This is a genomic window from Corynebacterium glutamicum ATCC 13032, assembly GCF_000011325.1.
GTDB lineage: Bacteria > Actinomycetota > Actinomycetes > Mycobacteriales > Mycobacteriaceae > Corynebacterium > Corynebacterium glutamicum.
On the sequence record NC_003450.3, the window covers coordinates 3,052,015 to 3,070,083 of the forward strand.

The 18,069-nt window shown below is 55.1% G+C and carries 9 protein-coding genes and 2 pseudogenes; 6 read left to right on the forward strand and 5 right to left on the reverse strand.

Annotated features, from left to right (window positions below; genetic code table 11):
* Positions 1-45 precede the first annotated feature (45 nt).
* On the reverse strand, positions 46-1,878 hold the full coding sequence (locus tag CGL_RS14265) for a phosphoenolpyruvate carboxykinase (GTP) (protein WP_011015446.1): 1,833 nt from the start codon (positions 1,876-1,878) through the stop codon (positions 46-48).
* Positions 1,879-2,739: 861 nt separating this feature from the next.
* Here CGL_RS14265 and CGL_RS14270 point away from each other — a divergent pair.
* The 6 genes from CGL_RS14270 (at position 2,740) to CGL_RS14295 (ending at position 9,085) form a co-directional block, all read left to right on the forward strand.
* Positions 2,740-3,759, forward strand: coding sequence for a TDT family transporter (locus CGL_RS14270; RefSeq protein ID WP_011015447.1), 1,020 nt, complete (start codon positions 2,740-2,742; stop codon positions 3,757-3,759).
* Between the two features lie 94 nt (positions 3,760-3,853).
* Positions 3,854-4,621 (forward strand): tRNA (guanosine(46)-N7)-methyltransferase TrmB, encoded by a 768-nt coding sequence (gene trmB / locus CGL_RS14275; protein ID WP_011015448.1) that lies wholly within the window; start codon positions 3,854-3,856, stop codon positions 4,619-4,621.
* The gene (locus tag CGL_RS14280) at positions 4,621-5,307 is read left to right on the forward strand and encodes an NYN domain-containing protein (RefSeq protein WP_003857880.1); all 687 of its coding nucleotides are present in this window, start codon (positions 4,621-4,623) and stop codon (positions 5,305-5,307) included. The genes trmB and CGL_RS14280 overlap by 1 nt, the downstream gene beginning before the upstream one ends.
* Positions 5,308-5,314: 7 nt before the next feature.
* A complete protein-coding gene (locus CGL_RS14285) occupies positions 5,315-7,633 on the forward strand; it encodes an MMPL family transporter (RefSeq protein ID WP_011015449.1) in 2,319 nt (772 codons plus the stop codon).
* Positions 7,634-7,637: 4 nt separating this feature from the next.
* Entirely contained in the window at positions 7,638-8,723 is a 1,086-nt protein-coding gene (locus tag CGL_RS14290) for a lysylphosphatidylglycerol synthase transmembrane domain-containing protein (RefSeq protein WP_011015450.1), read from the forward strand.
* Entirely contained in the window at positions 8,720-9,085 is a 366-nt protein-coding gene (locus CGL_RS14295) for a DUF3054 domain-containing protein (RefSeq protein ID WP_003857875.1), read from the forward strand. The genes CGL_RS14290 and CGL_RS14295 overlap by 4 nt, the downstream gene beginning before the upstream one ends.
* Positions 9,086-9,363: 278 nt before the next feature.
* Here CGL_RS14295 and CGL_RS14300 read toward each other — a convergent pair whose 3' ends face one another.
* The 4 genes and pseudogenes from CGL_RS14300 to CGL_RS14310 all read right to left on the reverse strand — a co-directional run bounded on the left by CGL_RS14300 (position 9,364) and on the right by CGL_RS14310 (position 17,989).
* Entirely contained in the window at positions 9,364-10,914 is a 1,551-nt protein-coding gene (locus CGL_RS14300; RefSeq protein WP_003857874.1) for an acyl-CoA carboxylase subunit beta, read from the reverse strand.
* A 20-nt stretch (positions 10,915-10,934) separates the two neighbouring features.
* A pseudogene (locus CGL_RS15885) lies at positions 10,935-12,023 on the reverse strand (alpha/beta fold hydrolase); the annotation flags it as partial.
* A gap of 87 nt (positions 12,024-12,110) precedes the next feature.
* Positions 12,111-15,767: pseudogene (locus CGL_RS14305) on the reverse strand (beta-ketoacyl synthase N-terminal-like domain-containing protein); the annotation flags it as partial.
* 359 nt (positions 15,768-16,126) lie between these two features.
* The gene (locus CGL_RS14310) at positions 16,127-17,989 is read right to left on the reverse strand and encodes a FadD32-like long-chain-fatty-acid--AMP ligase (RefSeq protein WP_011015452.1); all 1,863 of its coding nucleotides are present in this window, start codon (positions 17,987-17,989) and stop codon (positions 16,127-16,129) included.
* Between the last annotated feature and the right edge of the window lie 80 nt (positions 17,990-18,069).

Consider the following 18,069-nt stretch of genomic DNA (forward strand, 5'->3'; position numbering starts at 1 on the left):
CGGTGGGAGCCTTTCTTGTTATTTAGCAGTTCTTAAGCGTGAACTTTAAGCGTGAGCTGCTGAAATGCGGGCCTTCAGAGCATCGAACTGGCTGTGAACCTCTGCAGGAACACGTGGTCCGAGGAAAGTGAGGTACTCGGCGTTGTCTTCAACGTCGTTTGCCCACTGCTCTGCAGGAGCGGTCAGTGCTTCCTTGACATCCTCAATTGGGGTGTCGAGGCCGTCGAGGTCGAGGTCTTCGGCCTTAGCGGTGTGTCCAACAACGGTCTCGTCTGCGCCAACGTGGCCTTCGATGCGGTCGATGACCCACTTCAGAACGCGAGAGTTGTCGCCGAAGCCAGGCCACAGGAAGCGTCCATCTTCGCCACGGCGGAACCAGTTGACCAGGAAGATGGATGGCATCTTGTCGCCACCCTTGTTACCCATGTCAATCCAGTTCTGCAGGTATTCACCAGCGTTGTAGCCAATGAATGGGAGCATTGCCATTGGGTCGTGGCGGAGTGTGCCGACCTTTGCTTCTGCGGAAGCTGCGGTCTGACCGGATGCGAGCAGTGCACCAACCATGGTGCCGTGCTCCCAGTCGTAGGTCTGGGTAACCAGTGGGACGGTGTCTGCGCGACGTCCACCGAAGAGGATTGCGTCGATCTTGACGCCTTCCCAGTCGTTGAACTCAGGTGCTGCTGCTGGGGACTGGTCGATTGCTACGCAGTAACGGGAGTTAGGGTGAGCAGCGTTTTCGTCGGACTCTGGGGTCCAGTCGTTGCCCATCCAGTCAATGAGGTGAGCTGGGGCGTCGCCGTCCATGCCTTCCCACCAGATGTCGCCGTCGTCGGTGAGTGCCACGTTGGTGAACAGGGTGTTGCCTGGTTCCATGGTCTTCATCGCGATTGGGTTGGATGCGTAGTTGGTGCCTGGAGCAACACCGAAGAAACCATTTTCTGGGTTAACTGCGTAGAGGCCGTCCTCGCGCAGCTTCAGCCAAGCGATGTCGTCGCCAACAACCTGAGCGGTCCAGCCTGGGATGGTTGGAGTGATCATGGCGAGGTTGGTCTTGCCACAAGCAGATGGGAATGCTGCTGCGATGTGGTACGCCTTGCCCTCTGGGTTGATCAGCTTCAGGATGAGCATGTGCTCAGCCATCCATCCTTCTTCGCGAGCCATGACAGATGCGATACGCAGTGCGTAGCACTTCTTTGCCAGGATTGCGTTTCCGCCGTAGCCGGAACCGTAGGACCAAATTTCCTTGGTCTCTGGGAACTGGGTGATGTACTTGGTGTCGTTGCAAGGCCATGCAACGTCTTCCTGGCCTGGCTCCAAAGGAGCACCAACGGAGTGGAGGCACCTGACGAAGCTGCCGTTCGCGCCGATCTTGTCCAGCGCTTCAATACCCATGCGGGTCATGATGCGCATGGACATGACAACGTACTCGGAGTCAGTGAGCTGCACACCAAGCTTAGGGTCCGGATCGCTGATTGGACCCATGCAGAAAGGCACGACGTACATGGTGCGCCCCTTCATGGAACCAGCGTAATGCTTGGACATTTCGTCCTTCATTGCCTGTGGTGGAGCCCAGTTGTTGGTTGGGCCAGCATCTTCTTCCTTCTCGGAGCAGATGAAGGTGCGGGACTCAACGCGCGCAACGTCAGATGGGTTGGAACGAGCTAGGTAGCTGTTCGGACGCTTTTCCTCGTTGAGCTTGATGAGGGTACCGGCTTCAACAAGATCCTCCGCCATGCGATCCCACTCAGCCTGGGATCCATCAACGAACACAACAGCCTCAGGCTGGAAGAGCTCGACGGCGTCTGCGATCCAGTTCAGCAGTTCCTTATTCTTGGTCGGCGCCTCGCCCTGAAGGCCCCTGATTGCAGCAGTAGTCATTACTTCTCCAGATTTTGTGTCATTCGACAGAGTTCTCGCCCCCTAGCGTAGCTTTCAGATACAGAACTAGTTAAAACTTTAGGTGAGACAACGGACACATTTGTCATTACCAGTGGACCTACCCCCTGCCCACACGCATCTACACACTTTCTTTAATATGAGAGCACCCGTTTAAATAGCCTATTTTGGGGGTGGTTTCAAGAATTAACCTCAACCGTTCTCCGACAGTTCATTCCCCGTCCATGGCCATTGGGTTCAGATTTGGGCAATTCTCACACATTCCAGGGGACAACTTTCCCAGTTTTCCCACCATTAACACTTAACATTCGGACAATAGGCAACAAAACGCCAAGAACAGCGGTAATGGTAATCCCTTTCCCTTACCCTGCCATCACAATCCAAGCACTCCGCTAGTGGCCGACCAGCACAAACCGGCCCACTGTCAGTACACACCTTTTTAAAACAACATTTACACTCACATGCATGCCCGCACTGTCACCACCCGCCCTCAACTACCGAACTAAAGATATGTACTTGAAGCCAAATTTTTACCCTAGATCCCCCTTTTAAATACTTTGAAAATTACTCACACACATCCCCACGTTACCCCAAAGGTTATATCCAGTTAGTCGTATCAAAAAGTGCTCTGATCTTAACTTTGCCCTACCTAAATACATGACCCCACCACGACGGCCAGTACTAACGACAGAATCCACTAGCGAACCCATTTATTAACAAACATTGCAAACAAGTGTTGAAGTATTCGCGAAATTGCAACTTTTGGAGCCCAAAGGTCTAGACCAGTGATCGAGCGCACAACGCTCCCATTTAGCGGTTTCACTGCCCCAAAGGCTTAAAGTAATGGGCATGCCCACTCCTTCTTCGACCAAAAGCTACGCTGCGGTCTTACCTCCACCTGGCCCCTCGTGGGCTGGTTCCCTCATGGGCATCTCATTGTTGTCATCACTGTTGAAAATCCATGGTTTTCCAGTCGTCGCAGATTTCTTCTTCGCGTTAGCTGTTGTGGTGGCAATTGTCATTATTGGCGGTTGGCTAATCTACCGCTCTCCTTCATTCAAAACTGAAGTCATGCCGGCATGGGCAATGCTGTCCATGGGTTTGATCGCATTGGGAACTGCAAGCCCCGTAGTTTTGGGTGATGATCTGTGGGGATTTATGTTTGTGTGCTGGTCTATTGGCACAGCCGTGGGACTTGTTGCCTATTCCTTATATATAACGGCCATTTTGCGATCTAAGGCGGGCACACCAACTTTTGCGTGGGGTCTTCCTCTTGTCACGCCGATGGTTGCTTCCACCTCGGCAGCACAACTCCATGAGCACTTTGAACTTCCGGCGATGCTGTGGGTTTCTTTCGGGCTCTTCCTTTTAACTTTGGCGTCTGCACCAGCAGTTTTTACCCGAGTGTATTTCTACTATTTCGGCCCCAAGGCGCAGGGCATCCCACTGATGGCAACACCAACATCATGGATTCCTTTGGGTATGGTGGGCCAATCCACTGCAGCAGCTCAGCTCATCGGTGCGTCCTTTGGATCCAAGACAGCAATCACAATGGGCATTATTTACGGCATCATCATGGGAATTTTTACGATTCCTCTGGGAGCCATCGCTCACTTTGTGTTCTACAGAGCTGTTTTCAAAGGGGCGACATACAGCCCCACATGGTGGGCCAGTACCTTCCCAGTTGGCACTTTGAGTTTGGGTGCGCATTTTTTATCACAGAGCACCGGAGTGGAGTGGTTTAACTACTTCAGCCTGTACTTGATTGCTTTAATGCTCTTTCATGTCATCGTGTCCACCATCGCCGGTACGATTGCAGTAATGAGAAGAATCGTCGGAAAGCTTAAATCTCAACTGGCCTAAATTGCAGCGAGAGGTCTAAAAGGTAGTGCTCTAGGGATTCATCCAAACTCACGAATATTGAAGTTTTAAAGTTGAACAGGAAAAATAACAAATAATGTCTATTTCTGATAATTCCCGCGATCAATTAGGAGAACTGCCAGCTGGTCGGCCTCTCCAATCCGATTTTGATAATGACCTCGACTACCCACGTCTAGGCAGTGTCACGTTTAGGCGTGGCACCCTCACTGAAAACCAGCAAACCATGTGGGATGAAAAGTGGCCTGAACTGGGTCGCGTCCTCGAAGATGAGCTGATTGATGTTGATGCGTGGTTCGGGCGCGAAGGCGCAAAAACCATCGTAGAGATCGGCTCTGGCACTGGAACTTCGACTGCTGCCATGGCTCCACTTGAGGCTGATACCAACATTGTCGCCGTCGAACTATACAAGCCGGGCTTGGCCAAGTTGATGGGCTCTGTTGTCCGTGGAGAGATCGACAACGTGCGCATGGTCCGCGGAGACGGCATCGAGGTGCTCAACCGCATGTTTGCCGATGGGTCCCTGGACGGCATCCGCGTATACTTCCCGGACCCTTGGCCAAAGGCGCGCCACAACAAGCGCCGCATCATCCAGTCTGGTCCGCTGAACCTGTTTGCAAAGAAGCTCAAGCCAGGTGGAGTTCTGCACGTTGCTACCGACCACGCTGATTACGCAGAGTGGATCAATGAGCTAGTTGAGGTCGAACCACTGCTTGAGTACAAAGGCTGGCCATGGGAGGAATGCCCTCAGCTGACTGACCGTCAGGTCATCACCAAGTTTGAAGGCAAAGGCTTGGAAAAAGATCACGTGATCAATGAGTACTTGTGGCAGAAGGTGCAAAACTAATGTCTGATGTGCATGAGGTCATTCATAGCTACAATCCCACTGACAAAGAAGGCCCTGAAAGTGTCCTTCTAGTGTGGGACGCTCCCAACCTAGATATGGGTTTGGGCGCTATTTTGGGTGGTCGCCCAACCGCTGCGTACCGACCTCGCTTTGATGCCATCGGTCGGTGGTTGCTTGCTCGCGCAGGTCGCAGGGCACATGAGTTGGGCCGCCACATTGAGCCTGAGGCAACGGTGTTTGCCAACATCACCCCAGGTGGCTCTGATGTTGTTCGACCTTGGGTGGAAGCGCTGCGTAACGTTGGTTTCGCGGTCTTCGCTAAGCCTAAGATCGGCGAGGATTCCGATGTCGATCCGGACATGATTGATCACATTCGCAGGCGCTATGAAGAAGGCGTGCTGCGGGGTGTCATCGTGGCCAGTGCAGATGGTCAGAACTTCCGTGAGACTCTCGAGGAGCTCGTTGCAGAGGGCATTCCTGCCACGGTCATTGGTTTCCACGAGCACGCGTCATGGGCTGTAGCTCATGACACCATCGAGTTTGTTGATCTGGAGGAAATCCCCGGCGTCTTCCGTGAGCCGCTTCCTCGCGTCAGCCTGGATAACCTGCCAGACGGTGGCGCATGGCTGCAGCCGTTCCGCCCTCTGACTGCCTTGTTATCCAACCGCCACAATTCCCAGGAGTAATCCACCCGTGTTTTCTAAATGGGGCCACTTTGCTTACAGATTTAGGCGCATTGTTCCGTTAGTCGTCATCGCCGCGATTTTGGCTTTGTTTGTCATTTTCGGCACCAAGCTGGGCGACCGCATGAGCCAGGAAGGATGGGATGATCCTGGTTCTTCCTCGACCGCTGCGGCGCGCATCGAGTTGGAGACCTTTGGGCGTGACAATGACGGCGATGTCGTGTTGCTGTTTACTGCGCCTGAAGGCACTTCTTTCGATGATGCAGAGGTGTTCTCCAGCATCTCTGGCTACTTAGATGGGCTAATCGAGAACAACCCTGATGAAGTCAGCCACATCAACAGCTACTTTGACACTCGTAATCAAAATCTCCTCAGCAAAGACGGCACCCAAACCTTTGCAGCTCTCGGGCTCAAAGGTGACGGCGAGCAAACGCTGAAGGACTTCCGGGAGATTGAAGATCAGCTCCATCCGGACAACCTTGCCGGTGGCGTCACCACTGAGGTCGCGGGTGCCACCGCTGTAGCCGACGCACTCGATGAGGGCATGGCTGGCGATATTTCACGCGCCGAAGTTTTTGCGCTGCCTTTCGTGGCTATCTTGCTGCTCATCGTGTTTGGCTCAGTTGTTGCCGCGGCGATGCCATTGATCGTGGGCATTTTGTCCATCTTGGGTTCGCTGGGCATCTTGGCAATTTTGGCTGGATTCTTCCAGGTCAACGTATTTGCACAATCTGTTGTGACCCTTCTGGGCTTGGGTCTTGCCATTGACTATGGCTTATTCATGGTCTCTCGTTTCCGTGAGGAAATGGATAAGGGCACCCCGGTTGAACAGGCTGTTGCCACCACTACGGCGACCGCGGGTAAGACTGTGGTGTTCTCTGCAGCGATGGTGGCTGTGGCGCTGTCCGGGTTGTTTGTTTTCCCACAGGCTTTCTTGAAGTCGGTGGCATTCGGTGCGATTTCCGCGGTTGGCCTTGCTGCTTTGATGTCGGTGACGGTGTTGCCGTCGCTGTTCAGCATGTTGGGTAAGAATATCGATAAGTGGAGTTTGCGTCGCACTGCTCGAACAGCGCGCCGTTTGGAAGACACCATTTGGTACCGCGTGCCGGCATGGGCAATGCGCCATGCCAAGGCAGTGACCGTGGGCGTCGTATTGCTCTTGCTTGCTCTTACAGTGCCGTTGACGGGCGTGAAATTCGGCGGCATCAATGAAACGTATCTGCCACCAGCTAACGACACCCGCGTCGCCCAAGAGCGTTTCGACGAGGCGTTTCCCGCCTTCCGCACCGAGCCGGTCAAGCTTGTGGTCACCGGGGCGGACAACAACCAGCTGATCGATATCTATGTTCAGGCCAACGAAGTTGAGGGACTGACAGATCGTTTCACCGCAGGTGCGACTACCGATGATGGCACCACGGTGTTGTCTACTGGTATTCAGGATCGTTCCCTCAATGAGCAGGTAGTGGAGCAGCTTCGCGCTATTTCCGTCCCTGAGGGCGTTGAGGTGCAGATCGGTGGCACTCCAGCCATGGAGATCGAATCCATTGAGGCGCTCTTTGAAAAGCTCCTCTGGATGGCTCTCTACATTGTGCTGGCCACTTTCATCCTCATGGCATTGGTATTTGGTTCGGTGATTTTGCCGGCGAAGGCCATCATCATGACCATTCTGGGTATGGGTGCCACCTTGGGTATTCTCACCTTGATGTTCGTCGATGGCGTGGGTGCCAGCGCATTGAACTTCTCCCCTGGCCCACTGATGAGTCCAGTGCTGGTGCTGATCATGGCTATTATTTACGGACTTTCCACCGACTATGAGGTGTTCCTGGTATCTCGCATGGTGGAGGCCCGCGATAAAGGCGAATCCACCGACGACGCCATCAGATACGGCACTGCACACACCGGATCTATCATCACCGCGGCCGCACTGATCATGATTGTGGTCTGTGGAGCGTTTGGTTTCTCTGAGATCGTCATGATGAAGTACATCGCGTTCGGCATGATCGCAGCGCTGATTCTGGATGCCACCATCATCCGCATGCTGCTTGTCCCCGCCGTGATGCACCTGCTTCGCGACGACAACTGGTGGGCACCCGGCTTCGTTAAAAAGGCCTACACCGTCATGGGTCACGGCTCTGAGGTGGAGGAAGCACCTCGCCCAACCACCCGTCGCCTCAACGACGATGAGGAAGTCACCGTGCATGAAGCAGTTGTCGCTGGCGATACCGTGGCATCTCGCGGTGGTTTGAGCACGCAGGAAAACCGTGATCTGGTGTCCTTCGTGGAACTTAAGGCTCGTTTGGAAAAGCGCAGGCTTGAGGATCTAGATTAAATCTATGCGAGGATTTTTCAGCAACCCCTGGATTCGTTGGGCTTTGTCCCTGGCGTTTCTAGGGGTGATCCTATTTTTCCTGAGGGATCAGCTGGATTTCCTCAAAATGGGCATCCAACAAATCCGCCACGTCAGCCCCGTAGGCGTTGCCCTCACCATGGTGGCGTTGGTGTTGTCATTCGTTGCGATGGCCAGAGTCATGCAGATCATGTTGAAAGCCGGAGGTAGTCCTGCGACTCTCAAAGCCACCACGGCTTTAACTTTTGCGGCTAACTCCTGGTCCGCGACCCTTCCTGGCGGCCCGGCGTTTTCCGCGATTCTCACCTATAAAGTGCAGCGCAGCTGGGGTGCCAGCGCCGTGCTGTGTTCGTGGTTTTTCCTGCTCTCCAGTGCCCTATCGACCGTCTGGTTGGTTGCTCTCGGTGTCATCGCCGTGTTTTATATGGGCGCATCGCTGAACTTATGGTCACTGATCGCCACATTCATCGCCATGGTCGGGCTGTCTGGCGCCGTTTATTGGGCAGCCAACAACCCCGACTCCTTGGCTCGGTGGGTGCGAAAATTGACGAAAAACAGGGAGTGGGGCTTCGTCGAAAAGCTTCTTGGAAGCATTGAGCAGCTGCGCTCGGTCTCGCTCACCGGGCCGCAATTCGCGGCCAGCACCGCGTGGTCTTTAGGCAATAGGCTTTTCGACGCCATCTCCCTCTGGATTTGCATCTGGGCGGTCACCGGCACTGCCCCGATGTTTGAACCAGAACCCAACAACACCACCATCGCAGGCGTACTGTTGGCGTACACCACCGCAAAAATCGCAGGCTCAATCCAAGCCACCCCAGGCGGAATCGGCCCCATCGAAGCCGCCTACATCGCAGCCCTCGTAGCCACCGGTATGACCGCAGTGGAAGCCGCCGGAGCTGTCATAATCTACCGTTTATGCTCATTTATCATCATGGCGATTGTCGGATGGGTCATCTATTTTATCTATTTCACCCCCCAGGGACTCAAGGCCAATGAATCCCTGGATGTGGAACAGGATACGATTAACTCAGACTCTAACCGACAGTCCGCAATTGAAAGGCCAGATACGTGAACCGCTGGATGTCCTTGCTGTGTGATTCCATCGCCATCGGTCTCTTCGCACTCTTCGCCCGCGTCGCCCACCAAAGCGCCGACATGCCACTAAATGTGCAGGGCTGGTTTTTCACATGGCTGCCATTCCTCGCAGGTGTGTTCATCGCCTACCTGGTGGCAATCCTCCCTGCGAAGCTTCCCAGCGAACGCATCCGCCCCGCTGGCCTGACCGTGTGGATACTCGCGGTAATTGTGGGACTTGTGATTTGGGGCTTCAACAATGGTGGGGTTCCACACTGGTCCTTCATGATTGTCGCAACGACCGCCTCCGCCATTTTGGTTCTCGGCTGGCGAGCGTTGTTTAAGGTGACAATGCGCTAAGTGCTTTTAAAAAATGGGAGCTTCTAGATTTCTAGAGGCTCCTTTTTTCACAACTCATCGACCCGTACTGCTTGTCTAAGACGCGAAAGAGGGGACCTTCTAAAGCGTTCTAGAAGGTCCCCTCTTTCTTGAAAGGCTTAGTAGCTCAAGAATCCTTGCAGGTAAGACAGGCTTACGCTGAGGAAGTCAATACCCGACAGAACTGCGAAGATGGTTGCCATTGCGGTCTCCTCTGGTGAATTAGTTACAGGATTTCTATCTGGATAATTCTTTGGACGTTACATCGGCATGATCGTGTGCTTCTTGTCGAGGTCTCGCACAGCCTTGGTTTCCAGCTGGCGGACTGCTCGGCGAAGCACCAAACGGGTCTCTGCAGGTTCGATCATGGCGTCGATGTAACCACGCTCGGCGGCCACATATGGGCTGGTCATGTTCTCATCGTAGAAGTCCATGAACAGTTTCTTCATGTATTCACGCTGCTCAGGTGGGGCGGCTTCGAGCTGCTTGCCCTGGATCATCACGACAGCTGCGGCTGCGCCCATCACGGCGATCTGTGCGGTTGGCCATGCGAAGTTGAGGTCACCGGTGAGGTTCTTGGAACCCATCACGGCATATGCTCCGCCGTAGGCCTTGCGCACGATCAAGGAAATCTTAGGGACGGTCGATTCCACCACTGCGAAGGCTAGCTTTGCGCCACGGTGAATCAAACCGACCTTCTCTTGGTCCACGCCAGGCAGGTAGCCAGGGGTGTCCACGACGAAGATGATCGGGATGTTGTAGGCGTCGCAGATACGGATGAAGCGGGCGCCCTTGTCGGCGGCGTCAGCGTCGATGCAGCCTGCCTTATCCATTGGTTGGTTGGCCACCACACCGACTGCCTTGCCATCAACGCGGGCGAAGGTAGTGATCAGGTTGGGGGCGTACTCCTCTTGGATTTCCAGCAGGTTGGCGTCGTCGAAAAGCTTGTCCAGCAGGTCATGCATGTCGTAGCCCTGGTTAGTGTCGTCAGGCATGAACGAGTTCAGAGCTTCGTCGTAGGCGATCTCTTCATCCGTTGGTGCTGCAAACACAGGGGCTGGATCATTGCAGGTCAAAGGCAGGAAGTCGAGCAAATCCTTGACCATATTCAGGGCCTCTTCTTCAGAGGACGCCAAATAGGAAATGTTGCCGTTTTGCATCTGCTGCGCACCGCCACCGAGGTCTGCGGAAGTGATCTGCTCGCCGGTGACTTCCTTGATCACGGCTGGGCCGGTGACATACATTTCTGTTTCACCATCAACGCCGATAACAAAGTCAGTGGTCACAGGTGCATACACTGCGCCACCTGCCGATTTACCCAGCATGATGGAAATCTGAGGGCTGCGGCCAGACAGCGGAAGCTGACGACGCGCGATCTCTGAGTACATCGCCAAGGAGGTCACCGCATCCTGAATGCGGGCTCCGCCGGAATCCTGAATACCGATAACTGGGCAACCAATGCGGATAGCCATGTCCATGACTTCGCTGACTTTACGTCCGAAAGTCATGCCCACGGAACCACCGTAAACGGTCTTGTCATGGGCGTAGATGGCCACTGGGCGACCATCGATGCGACCATAACCAGTCACCACACCGTCAGAGTAAGGCGCATCGGGTTCATCCGGGGTACGGCCTAGTGCGCCGATCTCCACAAAGGATCCGGCATCAAGCAGAGCATCAATACGCTGACGAGGGGTGGTTCGGCCTTCCTCGTCGCGCTTTTTACGTGCGCGTTCACTACCTGGGTCTTTGGCAATCTCCAGGCGTGCGCGCAGATCCGCTAGCTTCTCTGCAGTAGTGGTGTTACTCAACTTCCGTCAGCTCTCCGTTACTAATTCTTCCGAGAAATCTCATCAATGCGGCGACTCAAATGAGCTCCGACTGTGCCGATTTCTGGTTCATCGACAACTGCCAGGTGGTCACCATTCAGCTGAACAATTTCCAAATCGTTGACAATTCCGGACCATCCTCCATCTTGATCAATCTTGGCATAGTTTGGTTCAAGTTCGATAGCTCCATCATGCATGCGTTCCGCGCGGAACAGGATGACAGGGGCTTCAACGTTGGCCCAGTCTGCAAAATTAAGTTTAGCCAGGATGCGGTTGTCCACAAAAGAAGCGCGCTGGTGTTCAAGCACACCTGCGGACAATCCGTGCTCGGAGGCGTCGGTGTTGGCCAGGAAGTCGGTCATCATGGACAGCATTCCGTCTTCACCGATGGTGTCCAAGATTTCAAAAGGTACCTCGAAATCAAGGCCGTAGGTCTTCTTGGCGAAGTCCGCGTAGCGAGTCCAGCGTGCACGAGTTTCCTCAGCGGTATCTGGTGCTGGGTTTGAAGGCTGCACAGTATCCAGCAACGCCACGGTAGCTACCTCAACATCGGAGCCAACCAGTTGGTGGGCAACCTCGAAGGCAACGGCACCGCCGAAGCTCCAGCCACCCAAAACTACTGGGAAGCCATCGGAGTACTTCTTGATGTCATCAACATATGCTGCCGCGCGGTCAGCGAGATCGCCTTCCAGACGCTCAACGCCATAGACAGGGACATCTTCAGGCAGACGACGCATTAGTGGTTGGTAGACCACGGAAGAACCGCCAGCTGGGTGGAACATGAACACTGCAGGCTTGGTGGAGCCTTCTGCACGTCCACGCAGCACACGAATGTTGCCCTGAACTTCAGTTTCGAGGCCTTCACGCACCAGGTCAGACAGTGGTTCGAGGGTTTCTGCAGCCAACACCTGTTCAGTGCTGATTTCAATTCCGGAACGCTCGGTGAGGCGCTCGGCAATTGCGGTTGCAGTATCGACATCGATCTGTGGCAACTTGCTGGTCACGCCAGCTGCCGCAGCGCCAGTCAGGCCTGCCCAAGTACCAAAGACCATGCGTTCCGACGCATCTCGCGGTGCAACGCCAACGCCCTGCACGTCCTCGCCCGAAGCAGAAGACTCAGCAGCTTGAGCCTCCCCTGCTGCCTCAGCTGGCACCTGCGGGGTGGCGTCGACAAGCGTCTCAGAGGAGCGGCCAGCGACCATGTTTTCCACCATGATTACCACGTCAGCGACGGATGCATCGCGGAGCGCTTGGACCTGGAGTGGTGGGATCTGGAAGTCATTTTCGATGCGGTTTTTGATGCGCATGCCCATGAGGGAGTCGAGGCCGAGGTCAATCAGTGGGAGTTCGCGTGGGAGGTCATCCACGTCGTAGCCCATTGCTTCGGAGACGATGGCGCGCATGCGCTCTTCGACGGTTTCGGTCGCTGGGTCCCAGCGGACTGCTTCGATGTCCAAAGGCAGGTCGGAGCGAGGGTCTGGCTGGTCGCTGTAATCGGTGTTGAATCCGTCGTAGCCTGGACCGTCGAAGGAAGATGCTGCGGCGAATCCTGGGTTGGCTGCGAAACCTTCGGCGACAAGAGTGCTGGTGGTTCCCTCAATCTTGTATACGGACAGGCTCAAACCGCCCAAGGAGCGAGTCACGATGGTGGTGATTTCGCCGCTTGGTGGCAGCATGTCGCGCTCGTCCACTGCGTCGACGGAGGAACCTGGGGTGACAGCCATGGCGGCTGCTTCCATGATTGCCACTGCGGATGGTGCCAGTTCGGCTGCGGTGGAAAACGCCACAGTGTTGTTTGGCAGATTCACGCGGAAGCCCGGCAGATCCAGGGATGCGCCAGAGGATGGGCGTGCGGAAGTCCAGAAGCGCTGGTGCTTCCAGGTGATGTGTGGCGGATCGATGGTTTCACCTTCGCCGTACAGCGCGGAGAAATCAACGTTTGCGCCGTTGACGTACAGCTTCGCCAGAAGGTCGCGGAGGGATTCTGCCTCTGGGACTTTTCGCTTCAGGCTGAACAGCAGCTGTGCATCAGGCTTGCCCACGGTGAACGCGGTGTTCATCATGCCCATGAGTGCAACTGGGTTCGGGGAAATTTCCACCAAGGTGTTGTGGCCTGCAGCGAATGCAGCTTCGGTGGAGTCCTGGAAGTACACGGACTGGCGGGTACAGCGGAGCATGTAATCGGCGTCGTGGACCACTGCTCCAACTGGGTAGGTAACACCCTGATCGACAGAGCTGAACAACGGGATCTGCAGCGGAAGTGGCTCGATGCCAGCGATTTCGCCAGCGAGCTCACCAAGAAGTGGTTCCACAGCAGAGGTGTGGCCAGCGCCCTTGACGTTGAGCAGGCGGGCAAACTTGTCTTCAGATTCCAGCTTCTCTACGAACTGAACCACGGCGTCGCGAGGTCCACCCACGGTAGTCATGCCTGGGCCTGCATAAACAGCAGGCTCAATGCCCTTGTACTCAGGGTTTTCTTCGATGAACTTATCCAGGTCCGCAGCGGCGAATTCCACCACAGCCATGGCACCCAGCTGATCCTCAGCCAGGGACTTCTCGCCCTCGCCCATTAGGCGGGAACGGTGGCTGGCAATGAGCATGGTATCGCGGTCGCTGAGTCCACCGGCAGCGTAAGCGGCAGCGATCTCACCCATCGACATGCCCATGACGGCAGCTGGCTTTACACCGAAGCTTGCCAACAGGTCAGTCAGTGCGATCTGGATTGCGGTGATCACAACCTGCGCGGTCTCGGTGTCGTAAGTTTGCTCATCATCCAAAACAAGTTTCATGATGGACCAGCCGGACTCGAACTTAACCATTTCATCGAGCTCTTCGATGCGCTCGCGGAACTGTGGCGAAATTGAGCACAATTCCTTGATCATGAGGCGGTGCTGGGATCCGAAACCGGAGTACACAAACACAGGACCGTTGGCCGCTGGGGAATCAGCTGCGGAGATACCGACGCTGACCTTGCCTTCTGCGACCTGGCGCAGGCGCTTTACGGCTTCCTCGATAGTGCTTGCAAGCACGACTGCGCGGGAGCGGCCATGATTGCGGCCTGCCAGCGCGCGGGCTACTGGGGTTAGGTCGCAATCTTTGCGGCCCTCCAAGAAGTCCGCCAAGTCAGCAGCTGCTTGTCGACGCCTGGATGGCAGGTGACCAGACACCGGCAGGGCAACCTGCTGGTCAGGAAGCAACGCCTCCTTCGGGGCACGGGTTTCGTAGTCTTCTGCGTTGTACTCAGAGATCACCACGTGCGCGTTGGTTCCACCGAACCCGAACGCAGACACACCAGCTACTGCGTGACCGTTGTATTCCGGCCATTCACGTGGATCTTCCACAACTTCCAAACGCTCAGCATCGAAATCGATGTAGCGGTTTGGACCTGCAAAGTTCACGGTTGGTGGCAGAGTCTTGTTCTGCAAAGCAAGCAGCACCTTGATGACACCTGCAATACCCGCAGCTGACTCAGTGTGGCCGAAGTTGGACTTTGCAGAGCCCAGAAGAGTTGGGGTGGATGCGTCACGGCCATAGCCCAAAACAGCACCCAGGGCAGTTGCTTCAATGGGGTCACCCAGGATGGTGCCGGTGCCGTGAGCCTCAACGTAATCCACGGTGGTGGGATCAACCTGAGCGTCAACATATGCACGCTGCAGCACATCAACCTGTGCGTCAGGGTTTGGAGCGGTCAGTCCGTTGGAGTGACCATCGGAGTTCACTGCAGAACCCTTGATCACACCGATGATCTTGTCGCCGTCGCGGATTGCGTCATCCACGCGCTTCAGCACAACGACTCCGGCGCCGTCGGAACGCACGAAACCATCGGCATCATCAGAGAATGCGTGGATCTTGCCGGTTGGGCTGATCACACCGAGCTCAGCGAATGCAGTTGTGACAAATGGAGATGCCAAAATGTTCACTCCACCAGCGATAGCGTGATCCGCTTCGCCATTACGCAGCGCACGGACAGCCTGGTGAACCGCTACCAGAGAAGAAGAACATGCGGTATCCACGTTGACGGAAGGACCGCGGAAATCGAAAGCGTAGTTAATGCGGTTAGCGACAATCGCACTAGAAGTACCAGTCAGCGCATAAGGATGTGCTTCTGCTGGATCGGCAGCGATCATCATGCCGTAATCGTTGTTGGAGGAACCTATGAACACGCCCACGGCTTCGCCACGCAAAGTGTTTGGTGCGATGCGAGCGTACTCCAAAGCCTCCCACGTTAGCTCCAGCAAAATACGCTGCTGAGGATCCATGTTGGCGGCCTCGAGCGGAGACAGACCAAAGAACTCCGCATCAAAGCTAGAGATATCTGACAGGTAGCCACCGATGGTAGAAAACTCTTCCATCTTCCGAGACATAACCTCATCGCCTGCATACTCAGACCAACGGCCAATCGGTAGATCCGAGATACCGTCACGGCCCTCGACGAGTAGCTTCCACATATCCTCCAGGCTCTCAGCGCCTGGGTAACGCGCAGCCATACCGACAACCGCAATATCGTGGGAACCTGGGGAATCGCTCACCGCGGAGAAATTCAATTCACGCTGGGTATGTGCACGACGAGGCTCGCCCTCAACAAGGCGCTGCGCCAAACTACGGATCGTTGGGTACTCATAAGCGATGGTGGCATCCAAGGAGGTGTCCAGCAGGTTTTCCAGCTCACCAGACAACACAACAACATCGCGAGAGGAAAGGCCAAAGGTCTCCATTGCCTTGTCATCCGTAACTTCCTCCACCGGAATACCCGTGGTGCGGACAACCCAATCACGGAGCCAGGTGCGAACCTGTTCAACGGTCATCTTCTGATCCGACGATTGGCTCTGTTCCATATTGAGGCCTCAGCCTTTCAGCTCGATTACAACTTAAACTTAAAAAAATATTAAAACTATCCGCCTCAACCAAAACGAGGCTGAGGAGAATAGACATCCAGACGTTTATCGCTATTCAACCTTCGAACGTTTCATCCCCAGGTCAGAAGCAATTTTTTCCAGACGGATTTGTAAACCTATCGCGTCCACCGCTAACTGCAATAGTTTACAAGGACAAAGCGCTCGATGGAATTTATAGAGAAGCTTCACCTGACAATTCCGCTGATGTTTCTACTGATGTTTCCACTATGCACAAAACCAAAAGAACCCCGACGGATTCTGTTGAAAATCCATCGGGGCCCTGCGGTGTCTGCAAAGAACTAGTTAGCTTGTTCCTGAATGTAGTTGCGCTGGTTGACGCGGCGTGCGATCTTTCCGGAGGAGGAACGCGCGATCTCGTCAGGTGCGAGGATACGGATCTCTTCTGGAACAACACCGTGTGCAGTGCCAACGGCGGAGCGGATTGCTTCTTCAGCAGCTGCATCGTCGGCTTCGTTTGCAGTGGTGTCGCGTTCTGCCAGGATGATGAGCTTTTCAATGTCATCGCCTGGGACTGCGAATGCTGCGACGGAATCTGCACGGATGTGTGCGGAAGCAGCCTGGACGGTGTACTCGATGTCCTGTGGGTAGTGGTTTCGGCCTGCGACAACGATGAGGTCCTTCAGACGACCGGTGATGTAGAGCTCGTTGTCTACGATGACGCCGAGGTCACCGGTGGCCATCCAGTAGTTGTCGTCGGCAGCACCTTCTGCGCGGGAGTTTTCTTCCAGGCGGGTGGTCAGACGGTTGCGGAAGGTTTCTGCGGTGTCTTCCTCGCGGTCGAGGTAACCTGCAGCAGTGTTTTCGCCGTGGGTCCAGATTTCGCCGATCTGGCCGTCTGCCAGCTCGGTTCCGGTTTCGGAATCAACGATGACCAGCTGCTGTGGGGCTGCAACCTGGCCGTTGGAGACGAAAGCAACAGCCTTGTTATTGCCCTTTTCTACAAGCTCAACGCGGTTTTCGGCCAAGGCCTCGCGGTCGAAGTAGGAGATCAGTGGGCGGTTTTCGGTCTGTGGGGTGGTGACCAGCAGGGATGCTTCTGCAAGACCGTAGGAAGGACGCAGGGTCTGAACAGGCAGGCCGTAAGGCTCGAAAGCTTCACGGAAGGTGGTCAGAGCGTTTTCTGTGACTGGCTCGGAACCGATAATGATGGCATCCAATGCGGAAAGATCCAGGGTCTCTCCCTCTGCTGGCTTTGCGTAGCGTGCTGCAAGCTCGAGGGCGAAGTTAGGAACCACGGTGTAGACGTTAACGTCCACGTCGCTTTCGCGACGGTTGAGCTGCTTAATCCAGCGGGAAGGCTGCTGCACGAAATCGCGTGGGTTCATGAACTCGTTGTCCAGGCCAAGCATAGTGACAAACGCCGCGAGGATAATGCCCATGTCGTGGTGCAGTGGCAGCCATGAAACCAGGCGCAGTGGGGTTTTCAGCTGTGCGGCGCTGAAGATCTGCAAGACGTTGGTCAGGATGGAGCGGTTGGTCAGAACAACGCCAGCTGGGGTTCGGGTGGAGCCGGAGGTGTACTGCAGGAATGCGGTCAGATCAATGGGCGCGGACTGGCGCAGAGCAGCCAGGCGGCGGCCGGCTTCGGTCAGCATTGGGTTCTCGTAAGAATCCGCGAGAGAATCAGGCAAGGAATCTACAGAGAGGATGCGTGGGCGTTCTGCAGCTGGAAGGCTGGAGAAGTGCTTGCGCACGGCACCTGCGGACTTGGAGTTGGTCAGAACGACAACTGGCTCGCTGTCTGCGAAAACAGCGTTGAGGTGGTCTGCGTGTCCTGGCTCGTTTGGATCATAAAGCGGCACAGGGACCATGCCAGCGTAGATCGCGCCGAGGAAGCTGAAAATGTACTCAGGGCTGTTGTTAGCCAGGATCGCTGCACGATCACCCAGGGTGGCGACCTGCTGCAAACGGCCTGCTACAGCCTTGATACGAGTATCGATCTCGTTTCGGGTGTACTGAATCAGCTTGCCATCGCGGTCTTCGGAGAAGTCCCAGAAATGCATGCGTGGTTTATCCCCGCCGCCTTCAGCGATGTCAGCCTGGTACATGAACTCACCCATGGCTGCCAAAGTTAGGAATGGAGGAAGGTTGATTTCTCCATTCTCATCGAAGAATGAACCAATCGCTTTATCTAAATCCATGTGAACCCCTCTTACAATTCTTTAATGACTATTGTGACCATCGACAAAGATGAACATTTTATTACTTTTGCAAACTAACA